At 63.2% G+C, this 19253-nt stretch carries 15 protein-coding genes and 1 pseudogene; 13 read left to right on the top strand and 3 right to left on the bottom strand.

Features of this window, described 5'->3' with window-relative positions; translation table 11 throughout:
* A partial coding sequence (locus DBR12_RS20930; RefSeq protein WP_108618987.1) for an OsmC family protein occupies window positions 1–419 on the top strand: 419 nt, incomplete at its 5' end.
* 42 nt (window positions 420–461) lie between these two features.
* Here the strand turns inward: DBR12_RS20930 and coq7 are convergent.
* Window positions 462–1079 carry a 2-polyprenyl-3-methyl-6-methoxy-1,4-benzoquinone monooxygenase gene (gene coq7, locus DBR12_RS20925; protein ID WP_108618986.1) on the bottom strand — a complete coding sequence of 206 codons (618 nt, stop codon included), beginning with the start codon at window positions 1077–1079 and terminating at the stop codon, window positions 462–464.
* 316 nt (window positions 1080–1395) lie between these two features.
* On the opposite strand from coq7, the gene DBR12_RS20920 reads away from it, so the two are divergent.
* The 9 genes from DBR12_RS20920 to DBR12_RS20880 all read left to right on the top strand — a co-directional run bounded on the left by DBR12_RS20920 (window position 1396) and on the right by DBR12_RS20880 (window position 14048).
* The gene (locus DBR12_RS20920) at window positions 1396–2442 is read left to right on the top strand and encodes a porin (RefSeq protein ID WP_108618985.1); all 1047 of its coding nucleotides are present in this window, start codon (window positions 1396–1398) and stop codon (window positions 2440–2442) included.
* Window positions 2443–2948: 506 nt separating this feature from the next.
* Window positions 2949–4529, top strand: coding sequence for an ABC transporter substrate-binding protein (locus DBR12_RS20915; protein ID WP_108618984.1), 1581 nt, complete (start codon window positions 2949–2951; stop codon window positions 4527–4529).
* A 138-nt stretch (window positions 4530–4667) separates the two neighbouring features.
* On the top strand, window positions 4668–5648 hold the full coding sequence (locus tag DBR12_RS20910) for an ABC transporter permease (RefSeq protein WP_108618983.1): 981 nt from the start codon (window positions 4668–4670) through the stop codon (window positions 5646–5648).
* 195 nt (window positions 5649–5843) lie between these two features.
* Window positions 5844–7061 carry a M20 aminoacylase family protein gene (locus tag DBR12_RS20905; protein WP_108618982.1) on the top strand — a complete coding sequence of 406 codons (1218 nt, stop codon included), beginning with the start codon at window positions 5844–5846 and terminating at the stop codon, window positions 7059–7061.
* An 89-nt stretch (window positions 7062–7150) separates the two neighbouring features.
* On the top strand, window positions 7151–8731 hold the full coding sequence (locus tag DBR12_RS20900) for an ABC transporter substrate-binding protein (RefSeq protein WP_108618981.1): 1581 nt from the start codon (window positions 7151–7153) through the stop codon (window positions 8729–8731).
* 124 nt (window positions 8732–8855) lie between these two features.
* A complete protein-coding gene (locus tag DBR12_RS20895) occupies window positions 8856–9767 on the top strand; it encodes an ABC transporter permease (protein WP_108618980.1) in 912 nt (303 codons plus the stop codon).
* A gap of 35 nt (window positions 9768–9802) precedes the next feature.
* A complete protein-coding gene (locus DBR12_RS20890; RefSeq protein ID WP_108618979.1) occupies window positions 9803–10807 on the top strand; it encodes an ABC transporter ATP-binding protein in 1005 nt (334 codons plus the stop codon).
* A complete protein-coding gene (locus DBR12_RS20885; RefSeq protein WP_108618978.1) occupies window positions 10804–11838 on the top strand; it encodes an ABC transporter ATP-binding protein in 1035 nt (344 codons plus the stop codon). The genes DBR12_RS20890 and DBR12_RS20885 overlap by 4 nt, the downstream gene beginning before the upstream one ends.
* A gap of 299 nt (window positions 11839–12137) precedes the next feature.
* Window positions 12138–14048 (top strand): bifunctional UDP-sugar hydrolase/5'-nucleotidase, encoded by a 1911-nt coding sequence (locus DBR12_RS20880; RefSeq protein ID WP_233245005.1) that lies wholly within the window; start codon window positions 12138–12140, stop codon window positions 14046–14048.
* Window positions 14049–14263: 215 nt separating this feature from the next.
* Here DBR12_RS20880 and DBR12_RS20875 read toward each other — a convergent pair whose 3' ends face one another.
* A complete protein-coding gene (locus DBR12_RS20875; protein WP_108618976.1) occupies window positions 14264–14941 on the bottom strand; it encodes a TetR/AcrR family transcriptional regulator in 678 nt (225 codons plus the stop codon).
* Between the two features lie 110 nt (window positions 14942–15051).
* Here DBR12_RS20875 and fabF point away from each other — a divergent pair, with 110 nt between their 5' ends.
* Entirely contained in the window at window positions 15052–16350 is a 1299-nt protein-coding gene (gene fabF / locus DBR12_RS20870; RefSeq protein ID WP_108618975.1) for a beta-ketoacyl-ACP synthase II, read from the top strand.
* Between the two features lie 62 nt (window positions 16351–16412).
* On the opposite strand, the gene DBR12_RS20865 is transcribed toward fabF, so the two are convergent.
* Window positions 16413–17258, bottom strand: coding sequence for a MurR/RpiR family transcriptional regulator (locus DBR12_RS20865; protein ID WP_108618974.1), 846 nt, complete (start codon window positions 17256–17258; stop codon window positions 16413–16415).
* 516 nt (window positions 17259–17774) lie between these two features.
* Here DBR12_RS20865 and DBR12_RS20860 point away from each other — a divergent pair.
* Together DBR12_RS20860 and DBR12_RS20855 are read left to right on the top strand one after the other, a co-directional pair.
* Window positions 17775–18800, top strand: a complete 1026-nt coding sequence (locus DBR12_RS20860; RefSeq protein WP_108618973.1) for an ABC transporter substrate-binding protein — start codon at window positions 17775–17777, stop codon at window positions 18798–18800.
* 9 nt (window positions 18801–18809) lie between these two features.
* Window positions 18810–19253 (top strand): annotated as a pseudogene (locus DBR12_RS20855) (iron ABC transporter permease); the annotation flags it as partial.

Raw genomic sequence — 19253 nt, 5'->3', positions numbered from 1 at the left:
CGGGAACCCGTTCGGGCATGGGTTTTGTGGCCGAAACCGGCAGCGGCCATGTTCTGACCATGGACGGCGCCCCGGATGCCGCCAATCCCGCCAATGGAGGCCAGAACCTGGCTCCCCGGCCCATGGAAACCGTGCTGGCGGGCACGGGCGGCTGCACGGCCTACGACGTCGTGCTGATCCTTAAGCGGGGGCGTCATGATGTACGTGGCTGCAGCGTCAAGCTGACCACCGAGCGTGCCACCACCGACCCTAAGGTGTTCACCAAGATCCACATGCATTTCACGGTGACGGGCAAGGGCATTCCGGCGCCGGCTGTGGAGCGCGCGATTGCCATGAGTCACGACAAATACTGTTCGGCCAGCATCATGCTGGGGAAAACGGCTGAAATCACCACCGGGTTCGAGGTGCTGGAGGCCTGAGGGTTGCCGGGGCATTGCAGCCCCGGGCCGCAGGCTTGCTGCTCAGAGATAGTGGGCGGTGGTGGTCATCACCTTGGCGGCTGCCTTCATGGCCAGGCGCGCCGGTGCGGGCAGCTCCAGCGCGCCGGATGCGCGGGCCAGGGCGGCGTGCCGCTCTTCGTCCTCTTTCATGCGTGCGACCACGGCCCGCGAGGCGAGGTCTTGCGCGGGGAGTCGATCCAGGTGGCTTTGCAGGTGGGCAGCCACCTGGTTTTCCGTCTCCACCACAAACCCCAGGCTGGCCCGGTTGCTGACTTTGGCCGCCGCAAGGCCCAGTGCAAATGCTCCCGCAAACCAAAGGGGGTTGAGCAGGCTGGGTCGGGCGCCCAGTGCGTCCAGCCGCTGCCGGGTCCAGGCCAGGTGGTCTGTTTCTTCCCGCGCTGCCTCGAGCAGATGCGCGCGCAACTCAGGGTTGCGGGTCACGGCGGCCTGGGCGGTGTAGAGCGCTTGTGCGCACACCTCGCCCACGTGGTTCACTCGCATCAGTGCTCCGGCTAGGCGCTTCTCGCCAGGCTCCAGCGCGGCTTCGGCCATGCCGTGGGCTGGCGTCTTTTCGGCCGCCCGGGGTGGTGCAAAAAGGGTGCGCAGCGCGCTGTCTGCGGCAGTCAATAAAGCGTCCATGGATACCTTCGGGCGCGAAGGGTGCGCCGAAACACAAATTGCACTTTGATACAAAAAATCAATGTATGAGGCACGGGAGTTGCATAGCCCAAAAGTGATTCTGCCCCCATGCGCTGGAATGTTGCAACACTGCAACGGAATTCCCCTTTCGGGGCGATTGTGGGTGAATTCCTTTGCGAAACCTGGCCGGGTCTGGTGCAATAAGAGCAACTTCCCCACCAGGAGGTTGGCCCGGGAAACCGGCGGGACTGTGCAGGTGCTTTCACCATAGACCCCCCGTACCGGAGCCCGATGTTTAACCTTGGAGTAACTCGCAATGAAAAAATCCCTGATTGCCCTGGCTGTGCTGGCTGCTTCCGGCGCTGCAATGGCTCAATCTTCCGTGACCCTGTTCGGCGTGGTTGATGCAACCTACGCTTACGGTTCCGGCAGCGTCGCTAACCGTTCGCAACTGACGAACTCCGGCTACAACAGCAGCCGTCTGGGTTTCCGCGGCGTTGAAGATCTGGGTGGCGGTCTGTCCGCTTCGTTCTGGCTCGAAGCTGGCGTGAACAACGACAACGGCACTGGTGGCACCACCAACACCAACAACCAAGCAGCTACCAGCTCCGGCGGCGGCCTGGTGTTCAACCGTCGTTCGACGGTCAGCCTGAACGGCGGCTTCGGTGAAGTGCGTCTGGGCCGTGACTACACCCCACAATTCTGGAACCTGACCGTGTTCGATCCGTTCGGCACGAACGGCGTGGGCACCACCCAAACCCTGAACTCCAGCCTGGGCGGTCCTACCACCATCCGCGCTTCGAACTCCATCGGCTACTTCCTGCCTGGCAACCTGGGCGGTTTCTACGGCCAAGCCCAGTACTACCTGGGTGAGAACCTGAGCAACGCTGCCAACAAGAAGGACGGCAACGGCCTGGCTCTGCGCGCTGGTTACGCCAACGGCCCCATCAACGTGGCTCTGGCTTTCTCCGAAACCAAGTTCCTGACTGGCAACATCAAGTCGTTCAACCTGGGCGGCCAGTACGACCTGGGCATGGCCAAGATCATGGCTCACTACAACAGCGACGACATCAAGAACGGCAACGAAGGCACTGGTTTCCTGATCGGTGGTCTGATCCCCGTGGGCGCTGGCGAAGTTCGTCTGGCTTACTCCACCTACAAGATCGACACCGTTGGTGCTGATCCCCGTTCGAACAAGCTGGCTCTGGGTTATGTCCACAACCTGTCCAAGCGTACTGCTCTGTACACCACGTTCGCTCGCGTGAGCAACAAGAACGGCGCCGCTCAGTCCCTGAACGGTGCAGTGACTGCTGCAAACCGCAACTCGACCGGTTACGACTTCGGTATCCGTCACAGCTTCTAATATCAGCGCTGGCTTATGCCAGTGGTCGATATAAAAGCAAAAAAGCCGCCTTCGGGCGGCTTTTTTTTGCTCATGGCGGCATCTCGGCTCGGGTGTGTACCTCGGTTATTGGTTACTTGTGGCGAAAAATTGCGAGTTGGCTACTTGGTTTGGCATTGCTAATGCAGTGTGATGAATTCTGATACTGCGCAGGCGGTGATTCTTCGATCCGCACTGGTTGGTTTTTGAGTGATGCAAGGCGCAGCGAGTGGTACTGGGAAAAAGTGCGCTTCGAGGGGGGTAAATAAATGTTGACCCCTTCCAGGCCCGGGGATGGCTCTTGTAACCCCATTTCAGCTGCAATCTCTTCGGGGTGACAGATTTCGAGGGATTGGCACCATCCTTGCATGAGATACGTACCGAAAGCAGCAAGGATTGGCCCTTCGGTGTGCCCGGGATTCAGGGATTTCCCGTTGGCTATAGAGCAATCATTACTGCATAGTAAAACTTTTATTCAAGAGGGTTCCATGAAACTCAAATACAGTCTTCTGTCAGTGGCCGTAGCTGCCGCGCTGTTGTGTGCCCCTGTGGTGCATGCCAAGCCCTTCAAATGGGCAAGTCAGGGGGAGATCGCCACGTGGGATATCCATTCTCAGAACAATGCCCTGCAAAATGGCATTCACGCCAACGTGTATGAGAGCCTGGTTTACTACAACAGCAAGACATTTGAGGTGGAACCTGTCCTGGCAACCTCCTGGAGGGAGGTAAGCCCCACCCAGGTGCGTTTTACCCTGCGCCAGGGGGTCAAGTTTCATGATGGCTCGATGCTGACCACGGATGATGCCGTGTACTCGATTCAGCGCGCCATGGCCAAGACCTCGAACTTCACGCCCTACGTCCAGGGCATCAGCAAGGTTGTCAAGGTTGATGCCCAGACTTTCGATGTGATCCTGTCGGCGCCCAATCCGGTGCTGCTGCGCCAGATGACCGAACTGCGCGTTATGAGCAAGGCATGGGCGGAAAAGAACAAGTCGGTCGAGCCCAAAGACATCAAGGGTTCGGACGAGAACTTTGCGCACCGCAATGCCATGGGCACCGGCCCCTACACGCTGGATTCATGGCAGCCTGATGTGAAGATGGTGTTCAAGCGCAACCCCAACTGGTGGGGCAAGATGGATGGCAACGTGACCGAGATCGTCTACACGCCCATCAAGTCGAACGCCACCCGGATTGCGGCGTTGATCTCGGGTGAAGTGGATATGGTGCTCGACCCCACACCCCAGGATCTGGGTCGCCTGCGCGCCAGCCCTGACCTTAAGGTGATTGACGGTATTGAGAACCGCACCATCTTCCTGGGCATGGACCAGTTCCGTGAAGAACTCCCTGGCTCCAACATCAAGGGCAAGAACCCGCTGAAGGATGTGCGCGTGCGCAAGGCGTTGTACCAGGCCATTGATGCGGAAACGATCTCGCGCAACATCATGCGTGGCCTGGGCAAGCCGACAGGAACCCTGGTGTCGCCCCAGGTGGCGGGCTACACCGAAGCGGTGGGCAAGCGTTTCCCCTACAGCGTTGAAGCCTCCAAGAAGCTGCTGGCGGAGGCAGGTTATCCCGACGGTTTTGAAGTGGACTTTGCCTGCCCCAACAACCGCTACATCAACGATGAAGCCATCTGCCAGGCCGTGACCGCCATGTGGTCGCGCGTGGGCGTGAAGGCCAAGCTGCGCACGCTGCCGTTGGTGAACTACTTCCCCATGATTCAGCGCTACGAAGCCAGCATCTACATGCTGGGCTGGGGCGTGCCCACCTTCGACGCGCTGTACAGTCTGCAGTCGCTGGTGCGCACAGTGGGCCAGGGCGGTGACGGCAACTACAACGTTGGTCGCTACAGCAACCAGCGCATGGACTACCTGGTAGACCGCATCAAGGCGGAAACCGATGCGCCGGTGCGCTCGCGCATGCTGACCGAAGCGCTGCAACTGTCCAACGACACGGTGTCCCACATTCCGTTACATGACCAAGTGATCCCATGGGCCATGAAGAAGAACGTGGAACTGGTCCACCGCGCCGACAACCGCGTGGACATGCGTACGGTCAAGGTGAATTGATCTCACTCAGCCTGAAGAGAGCAAGGGCCTGGAGGTCCTTGCTCTTTTTTGACTTAGATTGAAGACGTCTCGCCAATCTGCGTCCTGGCCATCAAAAGTGGCAGTGGCGCTCCCATCGAACACTCACTCGACTCTCCGATGCTTGCCTTTATATTGCGCCGCCTGATCCAGGCTGTGATTGTCATGATCACGGTGGCCTTCATCTCCTTCATGCTGTTCCAGTACGTGGGAGATCCCGTGGTGTTCCTGCTGGGCCAGGATGCCACCCCTGAACAGATTCGTGAGTTGCGCGCCTCCCTCGGTCTGGACAAACCTTTCTTTGTACAGTTTGGACACTTCCTGGTGAACGCAGTCCAGGGCGAATTCGGCCTGAGCCTGCGCCAGGGCGCCAAGGTGTCGCGGCTGATTGCCGAGCGTTTCCCGGCCACACTCGAACTGGCCCTGGTGGCTGCATTCCTGGCCCTGGTGATTGGCGTCCCCATGGGCGTGTACGCAGCGCTCAAGCGCGGCACCTTCACCAGCCAGCTGTTCATGACCTTGTCGCTGCTGGGCGTGTCGCTGCCCACCTTCCTCATTGGCATTCTGCTGATCTTGGTGTTCGCGGTCACGCTGGGCTGGTTCCCAAGCTTCGGGCGCGGCGAAGTGGTCCAGATGGGGTGGTGGAGCACGGGTCTGCTCAAGGCCAAGGGCTGGCACCACATCATCCTGCCGGCCGTGACGCTGGCCATCTTTCAGCTCACGCTGATCATGCGGCTGGTGCGCGCTGAAATGCTGGAGGTGCTGCGCACCGACTACATCAAGTTTGCGCGTGCACGCGGCCTGTCCAACCGGGCGATCCACTTCGGCCATGCGCTCAAGAACACGCTGGTGCCTGTGATGACCATCACCGGCCTGCAGCTCGGTGGCCTGATAGCGTTCGCCATCATCACTGAGACCGTGTTCCAGTGGCCGGGCATGGGCTTGCTGTTCATCCAGGCGGTGACCTTTGCAGATATCCCCGTGATGGCTGCCTACCTCTGCCTGATTGCCCTGATTTTTGTGGTGATCAACCTGGTGGTGGATCTGTTGTACTTTGCGGTGGATCCCCGTCTGCGCGTTGGCAAGGCGGGAGGCCACTAGAGATGAAGCTCCCCCTGAGTCGCTTCGCGCCTTCCCCCTCCCTCGCATTGCGTTGCAATGCGGGAGGGGTAAGCCCCCAGCGCACGCAAGCAACGCGCCGCCTTTGCAGCTTGGTGGCCCTTGCGCGGGGGCACTGGCCTGGGCCGTGCCAGTTTCACGCATTGTGGGTTGCTTGCAGCTCTGTGGACAACTGAAATGCAGTCGCTTCGATACAAAGCGGGTGGACGGGCGTTTGCGCACATTGCGCAATATCACCCCGAGCTGACCGCGCTGCGCCGGGATTTGCACGCCCACCCCGAGCTGGGGTTTGAAGAGGTCTACACCAGCAAACGCGTCAAGGAAGCCTTGACGCTCTGCGGTGTGGACGAGATCCACGACGGCATCGGGCGCACCGGTGTGGTGGGCGTGATCCGGGGGCGCAGCACGTCTAGCGGCAGTATGGTTGGCCTGCGCGCCGACATGGATGCGCTGCCCCTGGCCGAGCACAACGATTTCTCCTGGAAGTCGTGCAAACCCGGTTTGATGCACGGCTGTGGCCATGATGGCCACACCGCCATGCTGGTGGGCGCCGCGCGCTATCTGGCTGAAACCCGCAACTTCGACGGCACGGCCGTGCTGGTGTTTCAACCTGGAGAAGAGGGTTTTGCGGGTGCCCGCGTGATGATGGAAGATGGCCTGTTTGACCGCTTCCCGGTTCAGTCCATCTATGCCATGCACAACTGGCCTGCCATGAAGCCCGGCACCGTGGGTATCAATGCCGGCCCCATGATGGCGGCGGCCGATCGCTTCACCATTGAGATCACCGGCCGTGGCGGCCACGGCGCCCATGCCTACCAGACAGTGGACGTGCTGGTCGTGGCCGCGCACATCATCACGGCTGCTCAAAGCATCGTCTCGCGCAATGTGCGCCCAATCGAAAGCGCCGTGGTCAGCATCTGTGCCGCGCAGGCAGGCGACCTGGGTGCTTTCAGTGTGCTGCCTGGCTCCGCCACCCTGGTGGGTACCGTGCGCACGTTCGACCCCGGGGTGCAGGAGATGGTGGAAAAGCGCCTCAAAGAGCTCTGCAACGCCATCGCCCTGGGCTTTGGCGCCACGGCCACGGTGCACTACGAACGTATCTACCCGGCCACCATCAACAGCGAAAGCGAGGCCCTCTTTGCCGGTGATGTTGCCGAATCGCTGCTGGGCGCTGACCATGTTGTGCGCGACCTGGAGCCCAGCATGGGCGCCGAGGATTTCGCCTTCATGCTCCAGACCCGCCCCGGCGCCTACCTGCGCCTGGGCCAGGGCACGGGGTCCAGCGGTAGTGCGCTGCACAACAGCCGCTATGACTTCAACGATGACATCCTGCCGCTGGGCTCTGCATTGCACGCAAGCCTGATCGAGCAATCGATGCCGCTGGCCATGCCCTGAGAGCGCGCATCTCGTTTCTCCACGTAACGCCACACCCCATCCCCTTGGATGTCCCACTTTCGTATCCTTTTATTCACGAGGAGATTCCGATGAAATTCCAGAAGAAAGTTGCCCTTGCCACGTTGTTTGCCGCCATGGCAACGGCCAGCCTGGTCACCAGTGCGCAGACCATCCGGGTTGCCAACCAGGGCGACTCGCTGTCCATGGACCCGCACTCGCTCAACGAATCGCTGCAACTGAGCGTGACCGGCAACGTTTACGAGCCGCTGGTGGGCCGCAACAAGGATCTGAGCCTGGCGCCCGCGCTGGCAACGGCCTGGAAGCAGACCTCGCCGACCGTGTGGCGCTTCGAGCTGCGCAAGGGCGTTCAATTCCATGACGGCACGCCGTTCACCGCCGACGACGTGGTGTTCAGCTTTGCGCGTACCCAGGTGGAAGGCTCGGACATGAAGAGCTACACCAACGACTTCAAGGAAGTACGCAAGATCGACGACCACACTGTCGAGATCGAAACCAAGACTCCGTTCCCCATCCTGCCCGACGTTATCTCGCTCGTGTACATCATGAGCAAGAAGTGGTGTGAAACCAACCAGGCCCTGGGTCCGGTGGACCGCCGCAAGGGCATTGAGAACGCGGCGTCGTTCCGCGCCAACGGCACCGGCCCCTTCCGCCTGCGTGAGCGCCAGCCCAACGTGCGCTCGGTGTTCACCCGCAACGGCACCTATTGGGGCAAGATCGAAGGCAACGCCACCGAAGTCGTTTTCACCCCCATCGGCAACGATGCAACCCGCGTAGCGGCCCTGCTGTCGGGCGAAGTGGACGTGATGGAACCCGTGCCCGTGCAGGACATCGACCGCGTGAACGGCGGCGCCAACACCCGCGCCATCACCGGCCCCGAACTGCGCACCATCTTCCTGGGCATGGACCAGAAGCGCGACGAGCTGCTGTACTCCAACGTCAAGGGCAAGAACCCGTTCAAGGACAAGCGCGTGCGCCAGGCCTTCTACCAGGCCATCGACATCGAAGGCATCAAGCGCACTGTGATGCGCGGCGCCTCCAACCCCTCGGCCCTGCTGGTCGGCCCTGGCATCAACGGCTTCCAGCCCGATGCCAAGCGCCTGCCCTACGATGTGGAAGCCGCCAAGAAGCTGCTGGCCGAAGCGGGTTACCCCAACGGCTTTGAAGTGGCGATGAACTGCCCGAACGACCGCTACGTGAACGACGGCCGCATTTGCCAGACCGTGGCCGCCAACCTCTCGCGCATCAACGTCAAGGTCAACCTGCAGGCAGAAACCAAGGGCACCTACTTCCCCAAGATTTTGCGCCGCGACACCAGCTTCTACATGCTGGGCTGGACGCCCGCCACCTACGACTCGCACAACGCCCTGAATGCGCTGGTGCGCTGCGTGGATGACAAGGGCGCCGGCCAGTTCAACCTGGGTTCGTATTGCAACCCCAAGGTGGACGAGCTGACCCTCAAGATCCAGTCCGAGACCGACAAGGCCAAGCGCAACGCAATGATCAAGGAAGCCTTTGACCTGCATGCCGCCGACGTGGGCCACATTCCGCTGCACCAGCAGGCCCTGGCTTGGGGTGTGAACAAGAACGTCAAGCTGGTGCAGCTGGCGGACAACTTCATGCCCTTCAAGTGGATGAGCATCAACAAGTAACCCCGTTTATCCGCACGAAGTTCGCAGAGAAAAAAAGAGAGAACAACCGTCTCTCTTGAAAGTTCGCACCACCGCCCGGCGGTTACCCGGGCCAGGCGGTGGTGTTTGTTTACTGGTTCCCACAATGAAAACAACCCTTGCCCGCTGGTTTGACAGCGATGTCGGCTACAGCTTTCGCACATCGCCCATGGCGATGGTCGCTGCCGCGATTGCGCTGATCTGTGTGTTCTGTTCGGTGTTTGCCGGATGGGTCGCACCTCACAACCCTTTTGATCTGGCCACGCTGGAGCTGAGCGATGCCCGCTTGCCCCCCGCCTGGAGCGCCGAAGGATCGATGAAATATCCCCTGGGCACTGACGACCAGGGCCGCGACATCTTGTCTGCGCTGATCTATGGCGCCCGCATCTCCCTCGTCGTGGGCCTTGCGTCCGTGGTGCTGTCGGTGCTTGTGGGCGTGGCTTTTGGCCTGCTGGCAGGCTTCAAGGGCGGCTGGATCGATGCCGTGCTCATGCGCCTGTGCGACGTGATGCTGTCCTTCCCCGCCATCCTGGTGGCCCTGCTGATCGCTGGCGTGGGCCGTGCGCTGTTCCCGAACGCGCACGAATCCCTGGCCTTTGGCGTGCTGATCATCTCCATCTCGCTCACCGGCTGGGTGCAGTACGCGCGCACGGTGCGCGGCTCCACGCTGGTCGAGCGCAACAAAGAGTATGTGCAGGCCGCCCGCGTCACCGGGGTATCGCCCCTGCGCATCATGCGCAAGCATGTGCTGCCCAACGTGATGGGCCCGGTGCTGGTGCTGGCCACCATCCAGGTGGCCACGGCCATCATCACCGAAGCCACGCTGTCCTTCCTGGGCGTGGGCGCACCGCCCACCTCGCCTTCGCTGGGCACGCTGATCCGCATCGGCAACGACTACCTGTTCTCGGGCGAATGGTGGATCACCGTGTTCCCCGGCGCCATGCTGGTGCTGATTGCCCTGTCGGTGAACCTGCTGGGCGACTGGCTGCGTGATGCCCTGAATCCCCGTCTGCGTTGATCGCACCGTTTCCACCCCAAGCAGGCACAGATTCCATGTCCCTCCTCGAAGTCAAAAACCTCGTTGTCGAATTTCCGGGCCGCCGCGGTACCCTGCGCGCCCTGGACGACATTTCCTTTTCCATTGCACCCGGTGAGATCCTGGGCGTGGTGGGAGAGTCCGGCGCTGGCAAATCCCTCACCGGCGCGGCCATCATTGGCCTGCTGGAGCCGCCGGGCCGTGTGGCCTCGGGCCAGATCCTGCTGGAAGGCCAGCGGATCGACAACCTCAGCAACGAGGAAATGCGCCACATCCGTGGTCGCCGCATTGGCGCGATCTTTCAAGACCCGCTGACCTCGCTGAACCCGCTGTACACCGTGGGCCGCCAGCTCACTGAGACCATCCTGGCGCACCTGCCAGTCAACGCCGCTGAGGCGCGCCAGCGGGCGATCCAGTTGCTCAAGGACACCGGCATTCCGGCGGCCGAGGAGCGCATTGACCACTACCCACACCAGTTCTCCGGCGGCATGCGCCAGCGCGTGGTGATTGCCCTGGCCCTGGCCGCCGAGCCCAAGCTCATCGTGGCCGACGAGCCCACCACGGCGCTCGACGTGTCGATCCAGGCGCAGATCATCACGCTCTTGAAAAACATCTGCAAATCGCGCGGCGCAGCCGTGATGCTGATCACCCACGACATGGGCGTGATCGCCGAGACCTGCGACCGAGTGGCTGTGTTGTATGCCGGCCGCGTGGCCGAGATCGGCCCGGTGCACGACGTGATCAACAAGCCTTCGCACCCCTACACCAGTGGCCTCATGGCCTCCATCCCCGACATGGAGCAGGACCGCGAGCGCCTGAACCAGATCGACGGCGCCATGCCGCGCCTCAACGCCATCCCCAAGGGCTGCGCCTACAACCCGCGCTGCCCCAAGACCTTTGACCGCTGTATGACCGAACGCCCTGAACTGATGCCAGCGGGCTCCACCCGTGCCGCCTGCTGGCTGCACGCGGGTGCGTCCACAACCGCCAATACCGCCACGAAAGCCGGGGTGACCGCATGAGCGCTGCCTCCACCACCACATCCTCCGCACCTGTGAAGAGCAAGGCCCTGGTCCAGGCCCATGACCTGGCCAAGACCTTCGATGTCTCCGCTCCCTGGCTCAACCGCGTGATCGAACGCAAGCCGCGCACGCTGCTGCATGCGGTGGACGGTGTGAGCTTCGAGATCGAGAAGGGCAAGACCCTGGCCCTGGTGGGCGAGTCCGGCTGCGGCAAGAGTACCGTGGCCCGTTTGCTCGTGGGCCTTTACGAGCCCACACGCGGGGGACTCACCTTTGATAACCAGGACGCCCACGCCGCCTTCAAGGGCAGCGATGCCCGCGCCATGCGCCGCCGCATTCAGATGATCTTCCAGGACCCGTACGCCAGCCTGAACCCGCGCTGGCTGGTCGAAGACATCATTGGCGAGCCGCTGCGCGAGCATGGCCTCATCACCGACAAGGCTGAACTCAAGGCCCGCGTGGGCGAGTTGCTCAAGTCGGTGGGCCTGTCGCCGCTCGACATGGTCAAGTACCCCCACCAGTTCTCCGGCGGCCAGCGCCAGCGTATCTCCATCGCCCGCGCCCTGGCTACCGAGCCTGAGTTTCTGGTGTGCGACGAGCCTACCAGTGCGCTCGACGTGTCGGTGCAGGCGCAGGTGCTCAATATCATGAAGGACCTGCAGCGTGAGCGGCAGCTGACCTACCTGTTCATCAGCCACAACCTGGCCGTGGTGCGCCACGTGAGCGACCAGGTCGGCGTGATGTACCTGGGCCGCCTGGTGGAACTGGCCGACAAGCACACGCTGTTCGACAGCCCGCGCCACCCCTACACCCGCATGCTGCTCGATGCCATCCCCAAGATGCACGACACCGGCAAGGCGCGCACCCCTGTTCAGGGCGAGGTGCCCAACCCGCTGAACCCACCGCCCGGCTGCGCCTTTAACCCGCGCTGCCCGCATGTGAATGACCGCTGCCGCACCGAGCGCCCCAAGCTGCTGAGCATCGGCGGCATCCGCATCGCCTGCCATGCGGTGGAAGAGGGCCGTATTTGATAGTTTGCTATTAAATATGTAGCTAAAAAGGCATGATGGACGCGCGGTAACGGCCATTTTCTCTAAGATTCTGACCCTGCCCAGCGTCCCTCCTAGATCTTTCCAGTAGCCCCGCGCCGCCCCCTCGGCAAGTGGGGCCGCTGGCCAGGACAACGCCACAGGCTCCTGCGGGAGCCTGTGGCGTTTTTTGTTGCATGTCACACCATGCCCTGTGCTGTTTCACGTCCCTGTCACGCTGCCCGCACACCATGCAGGTTTTTTGCGAACCACCAAACATACACAGGGGCCGGAACATGACGATGGGTTTGTGGGCAATTCAAAAACCGCTGCGCAGCGCGCGACTGGGTGTGCTGGTGTTGGCGGCGGCCGGTGCGTTGGCTGCCTGTGGCGGCTCCGACGGCGGCGAGCAGGGCAAGCCGCTGGAGCTGACCATCCTGCACATCAACGACCATCACTCCACGCTGGAGTCCCGCTCCAAGACGCTCAAGCTGTCGGCGGGTGGTGCATCGGCCGTCGATGTGTCGGTGGACGCTGGCGGCTTCCCGCGCGTCACCGCCGCCATTAGCGAGCTGGCAGCCCAATCCACCAACGTGCTCAAGCTGCACGCGGGTGACGCGCTTACCGGCACGCTGTACTTCAACCGCGCCGGGGCCGATGGCGAGGCCGACGCGGCTCTGATGAACACCGTGTGTTTTGACGCCTTCACCCTGGGCAACCACGAGTTTGACAAGGGCGACACGGGCCTCAAGAGCTTTCTGGACCTGCTGCGCAAGGGGGCGTGCAAGACGCCCGTGCTCAGCGCCAACGTACAGTTCGGCGCCGGCTCGGCGCTCAACCCCACACGCGCGGCTGGCTACGTCAGCCCCTCCACCGTGGTGGAGCGCGACGGGCAAAAGATCGGCATCGTGGGTCTGACCATTGCACAGAAGACAAAGGCTTCGTCCAGCCCCGATGCAGACACCACCTTCCAGGATGAGACCGCCGCTGCCCAGCGCGAGATCGATGCGCTGCGTGCCAAAAATATCAACAAGATCATCCTGCTCAGCCACATCGGCTACGAGTACGACAAGCAGGTTGTCGCGCGTCTGTCGGGCGTGGACGTGGTGGTGGGCGGCGACTCACACACGCTGCTGGGCCCCAACGCCCTGACCACCAGTGGCGTGGGCTCGCCCGCCGGTTCCTACCCCACCCGCACCACCGACAAGGACGGCAAGCCCGTGTGTGTGGTGCAGGCCTGGGAATACGCGCAGGTGGTGGGCGAACTCAAGGTCAGCTTCAATGCGCAGGGCGAGGTCACGCAATGCACGGGCACCCCCCATGTGCTGATTGGCGACAGCTTCACCCTCGGCGGCAAGGCCGCCACCGATGCGGAAAAGGCGGCGATCAAGGCCAGCGCCGCCGCCACCGGCGTGCTGCGCATCACCACGCCGTCTGCCCCCGCCACCACGGCCCTGCAACCGTTCAAGGACCGCGTGGCCGTGTTCAACAAGACCCAGGTGGCCGTGGTGCCGCAAGAGCTGTGCTCGCGCCGCGTGCCCGGCGGTGTTGGCTCGGTAGACTACAGCCGCTCCAGCGCGGCCTGCAACGCCGAAGGCAGCGTGAGCCTGCGCGGTGGCGACATCCAGCAGCTGGTGGCCCAGGCCTATCTGGACGTGGCCAACGAGAAATACGGCGGTGCTGACATCACGCTGCAAAGCGGCGGCGGCGTGCGCATCCCGCTGCAGGGCACGGTCACGGCCGCGCAGGTGATCCAGGTCCTGCCGTTCGGCAACATGCTGTTCCGCCTGGACATCACTGGCCAGGAGGTCAAGGGCATGCTTGAAGACGGGCTGGAAGCTGTGTACGGCGCGGGCGGTTCCACCGGCCCTTACCCTTACACAGGTGGCCTGCGCTACGACGTCAACGCCAAGGCTGCCCTCGGCAGCCGCGTGAGCAACATCGAGGTGCGCAACCCCGCCACCGGCACCTGGGGCGCGCTGGACACAGGCAAGACCTACAAGCTGTTTGTGCTGAGCTTCAACGCCACCGGCGGTGACGGCTACAAGACCCTGGCTGCCGTACCCGCAGCGCGCCGCCTGGACATTGGTGTGCTCGATGCCGATGTGTTCTTCAGCTACATCGACAAGCAGGCCAAAGACACGGCAACCGGGCTGCCGACGCTCAAACGCCTGCCCGTGGAGCTGTACAGCACCAAGACTTTTGCAAACTGAACGGCTGGCGCAGCGACACTTGTCGTGAGGTTTTGATGTCAAATCACCTGCTGGCGCCTGATTCATAAGCGCTGGCAGCTATGAAAAATGTAGCGTAATCAGTTCCGCAGGCCCGGTGGCGGCCATCGCAGTCTGCGACTGCCGAAGCTGAGAATTGCTATTAAAGATGTAGCTGCCAGCGCTTGTTTGTCAAGCGCTGGCATTCAATGACGTACCTATTTTCTTTCGGCTTTGTCAGAGGCGTGATCTTGGCGGCTCACACCACTTCGGCGTTGCCTTGACTGTGGCGCGGCAGCTTCGGTGGGCGCAGTCAGGTGCTCGCGCAGGGTGGTCAGGATTTCATCAGAAAGCGCGGGGTTGGCAGCCACGGTGGCGCGGGCCAGTACCAGGCCGCCGACCATGGTGGCCAGCATGTGCATGGCCTGGGTGCGGCTTTCGGGGCTGGGATGGCCTTTTTCCAGGCCTTCCACCAGCCGCGCAAAGCGTTCGATGTTGCGCTCGATGCCTTGGCTGAGCACCTCTGAAAGCCCACCGCCAGCGCGCGCAGCGTCTACCGCCAGGGCGGCCACGGCGCAGCCTTCGCCGGGGTGGTCGCGGTGTTGGGGGGAGAGGTAGTTGGACACCTTGGCGGCCAGCCCGGTCTGCGCGGGATCGCCGGGGGCGCACATTCCGTCCAATGACGCCATCGACCATTCCAGCGCACGCGCGCAGGCCTCGCGCACCAGGGCGTCCTTGTTCTCAAAGTGGCGGTACAGGCCGCCGTGGGTCAGACCGGCGTCGCGGGTGATGTCGGCCACCCCGACGCCCGAGAGGCCGCGCTCGCGGTAGAGGCGAGCCGCGGCGTCCAGGATGCCCTGGCGGTTCTCTGCTGACTGCGCTTTCGTGACTTTCATGGAATCCTCTTTTGATGATGGCTTTGCGCAAAAGACGCCAACCCAATTATGATGACGCAAGTAATCATAAAAGCATGGCTTTGGGCCGTGTTGAAAACCAAGGACTGGCAATGGTGAATGTGGATGGCAAAGTGCAACGCGTGGTGATCACCGGCATGGGGTTGGTATCGCCCCTGGGCTGTGGTGTGGAGTTGGCCTGGCAGCGGCTGCTGCAGGGCGTATCGGGCCTGCGCCGCTTGCCAGATGCCATGGTGGAAGGCATGGCCGCCAAGGTCGCAGGCACCGTGCCCACACTGGCCGAAGACCCCGAGGGCGGGTGGGACCCGGACACTGCGGCCACGCCCAAGGACCAGCGCAAGATGGACCGCTTCATTCCCTTCGCCCTGGGTGCTGCGCAACAGGCCCTGGCCCAGGCGCGCTGGGAACCTGCAGACCTGCAGTCGCAAGCGCGCACTGCCACCGTCATTGCCTCGGGCATCGGCGGATTCGGCGCCATTGCCGAGGCCGTACGCACCACCGATACGCGCGGGCCGCAGCGCCTGTCGCCGTTCACCGTGCCATCGTTTCTGGTCAATCTGGCGGCAGGCCATGTGTCGATTCGCCATGGTTTGAAAGGCCCCGTCGGTGCGCCGGTGACGGCCTGTGCCGCCAGCGTGCAGGCGATCGGCGACGCTGCGCGGATGATCCGATGTGGCGAAGCGGATGTGGCGGTGTGTGGTGGCACCGAGGCCGCAATCGACCGTGTGAGCCTGGGCGGCTTTGCTGCAGCCAAAGCCTTGTCCACGGGCTTTGCCGACCACCCCGCGCAAGCCTCGCGCCCCTTTGATGCCGCGCGCGACGGCTTTGTGATGGGGGAGGGCGCTGGCATGCTGGTGCTCGAATCGCTCGAGCATGCCCTCGCGCGCGGTGCCACGCCCCTGGCGGAGGTGGTGGGCTACGGCACCTCGGCCGACGCACACCACATCACCTCCGGCCCGGAAGATGGCGACGGTGCCCGCCGCAGCATGGAGATGGCCCTGGCCCAGGCGGGCCTGGCGGCCAGTGACGTGCAGCACCTGAACGCGCACGCCACGTCAACGTATGTGGGCGACCGGGGCGAACTGGCCGCCATCCGGCACGTGTTTGGCACGAGCAAATCGGTGGCCATCGCTTCCACCAAGTCGTCCACGGGCCATCTGCTGGGCGCTGCGGGTGCGGTGGCGGCCATCTTCACCGCGCTGGCCCTGCGCGATCAGGTGGTGCCGGGCACGCTGAACCTGCAGCAGCCCGACGACTTGGCCGAAGGGCTGGACATGGTGGCCCTGCGCCCTCGAAAAATGGCACTGCACCACGCCATGGTCAACGGCTTTGGGTTTGGTGGGGTCAATGCAACGCTGTTGCTCAAGCGCTGGAATGCTGCAGTCGCCTGAGGGGTGTTGCTGCACAGTTTGCCCGGTGCCTCTTCGCGGTTCTCTGCGCATGGGGCCTGCGTTCAAGCGTAGCGCTTGGCCCGCAGGTTCTCCTTCATCTGCTGCAGGATGGGCTGCAGGGAGCTGCCAATGCGCAGGGCCACGCAGGTGGCCAGCACGTCGATGATGAGCAGGTGCATGAGCCGCGACACCATGGGGCTGTATCGGTCGTAGCCCTCGGGGTGGTCTGCGGCCAGGTGGATCTGGCAGGTGCTGGCCAGGGGCGAGCCGCTGGCGGTGATGGCGATGGTGGTGGCGCCGTTCTTGCGCGCGATGTCGGCAGCATCCATCAGGTCGCGGGTGCGGCCCGAGTTGGAGATGATCACCGCGCAGTCACCTGGGCCCAGCAGGGTGGCGCTCATGACCTGCATGTGGCCGTCACTGGTGGCAATCGATGTGACGCCCAGGCGGAAAAACTTGTGCTGCGCGTCCTGCGCCACGATGCCGGAGTTGCCCACGCCGTAGAACTCGATGCGCTTGCCGGTTTGCCATGTGGCGGCAATGGCCTGTGCGGCGCGCTCCAGCGCCAGCGTGCTGGCGGCGTTGCGGTACTGCAGGAACGCCGCAACGGCGTTGTCCACCACCTTCACCAGCACATCGCCCGTCTTGTCGTCCACATCCACGCTGCGATGGATAAATGGCACGCCCTCGCTCACGCTGCCCGCGAGCTTGAGCTTGAAGTCCGCCAGGCCGTCATACCCCATGCTGCGGCAAAAACGCACGACGGTGGGCTTGCTGACGTGGGCACGTTCTGCCAGTTCCCGAACTGGCAGGCGGGCAAAGCTGCGGGGGTCGGCCAGCACCAGCTTGGCCACACGTTGTTCGGCAGGTGCCAGCGACGAAAGCGAGGCGGTGATGCGGTCGAGCATGGAGGCGGGTTTCCTGGTAGCGGCAGCAGAGAAAGAAATGGTAACTGCGTTTCATGCAGGACGGGTGATGGGTTACCACGAGAGGTGGCCGCCCCTTCGTGTAATCCGGGTGGCCTGGGTCCTGCTGGGACCCTAGGGATGTCCTGCAGAACTCCCTGCGGTCTGTGATGGCGCGGCCTCGGGCAGTCCGCTGCGTTGCTTTTCTTGCCAATAGCCGGGCTATTGGCTGCAAAAAAACGCTTTGCGGCCTATCCCGATCCGCACTACCACCGACCCGCGAGGGTTGTGCAGGACATCCCTAGGAGCCTGTCGGACCTGGAAATCGTCTGCTGTAAATTGGCCGCAGCGGTCCATCTTTCGCCGTCTTTTCGCCCCATGGCTGTGCTGTGGGGCTGCAAACCCGGCAAAAAACTGTCCTCGCTAGGGCCAATTTTCGCTTTCGACGCTCCAAGTCCGACAGGCTCCTGGGATGGGCTGTAACATCATTGTCATATTTGAATGAAACGGAGACACCCGATGCGCAAGCCCACCACCCATGTCCTGGCAGCTGCCACCCTGGCCCTGCTGGCCAGCGGCGCAAATGCCCAAGGCCAAGTCAACATCATCTGCTCGGTGCAAGCCGAGTGGTGCAACCTGATGTCTACCGTGTATGCCAAGACCACCGGCACCAAGGTGAACATGACGGCGAAGGGCTCAGGCGAGGCGCTGGCGCAGCTCAACGCCGAGCGTGCCAACCCCAAGACCGACATCTGGTTTGGCGGCACGGGCGACCCGCACCTGCAGGCGGCCGAGCAGGGCCTCACGCTCGAATACAAATCGCCCCAGTTGCCGCAGCTGTACCCCTGGGCGCAAAAGCAGGCGGCCGATTCCAAGTACCGCACCGTGGGCGTGTACCTGGGCCCGCTGGGCTTTGGCTACAACACAGAGCTGCTGGCCAAGCGCAAGCTGAAAGCCCCGCAGTCGTGGGCCGACCTGCTCAAGCCCGAATTCAAGGGCGAGGTACAGATGGCCAACCCCGCTTCCAGCGGCACGGCCTACACCATGATCGCTACGCTGGTGCAGATCATGGGCGAGGAAAAGGCGTTTGAATACCTCAAGGCCTTGCACCCCAACATCAGCACCTACACCCGCTCGGGCACGGCGCCGGTCAAGGCGGCAGCCCGGGGCGAAACCACGGTGTCGGTGAGCTTTGTGCACGACGTGACCACCGAGGCGGTCAACGGCTTCCCGGTGGGCTCGGTCACGCCAGCCGAAGGCACGGGCGCCGAGGTGGGCTCCATGAGCATCGTCAAGAACGGCCCCAACACCGAGGCCGCCAAGAAGTTCTACGAATGGGCGCTCACACCCGGCGGCCAGCAGTTTGGCCTGGCGGCCAAGCAGTTCCAGCTGCCCAGCAACACGCAGGTGCCCAAGGACCCGCGCATGACCGACCCTTCCAAGATGAAGCTCATCAACTACGACTACGCCAAGTATGGTGCCAGCGCCGAGCGCCGCCGCTTGATTGCGCGCTGGGAAAAAGACGTGCAGAACGCGGCGCGATAAGGGGTGGTGGTGTCGGCAGCAGCAGCGGCGGCGCACGCAACCCTCCGAACCACAGCATCCGGCGCCTCGGTCAACCGGCCCCTGTGGGTCTGGGTGGCCGTGGGCGTGCTGGGTTACCTCGCGTTCCCCTGGTATGCGCAGCAGGATGCCAATGGCCTGCTTGCGGTAGGCCAGGTTTTCAGCGGCGAACAGGCGGCCAACGGACTGATGCAGGCGGCCTTGTTTGGCAGGCCCTGGCTCTGGCTGGGCCTGGTCGGCCTGGTCGTGGCGGGCCTGGGTGCCTGCCTGCCTGCGGGTCGCAAGCAAGGCGCCGTGCTGGTGGCGGGGGGCGCGCTGGGGCTGGCGGCCTTGTTGCTCAGTGGCTTTGCGATCGGTGCACGCGGCTGGGCTTTTGAGTGGATGAATACCAGCCTGGGCGAGCTCGGTGCGCGCCAGCCGGGCATGGGCTGGGGC

The organism is Acidovorax sp. HMWF029 (genome assembly GCF_003060895.1).
GTDB lineage: Bacteria > Pseudomonadota > Gammaproteobacteria > Burkholderiales > Burkholderiaceae_C > Acidovorax.
Note: the sequence above shows the minus strand (reverse complement) of the source record. Positions and strands in the feature narration are given on the sequence as shown.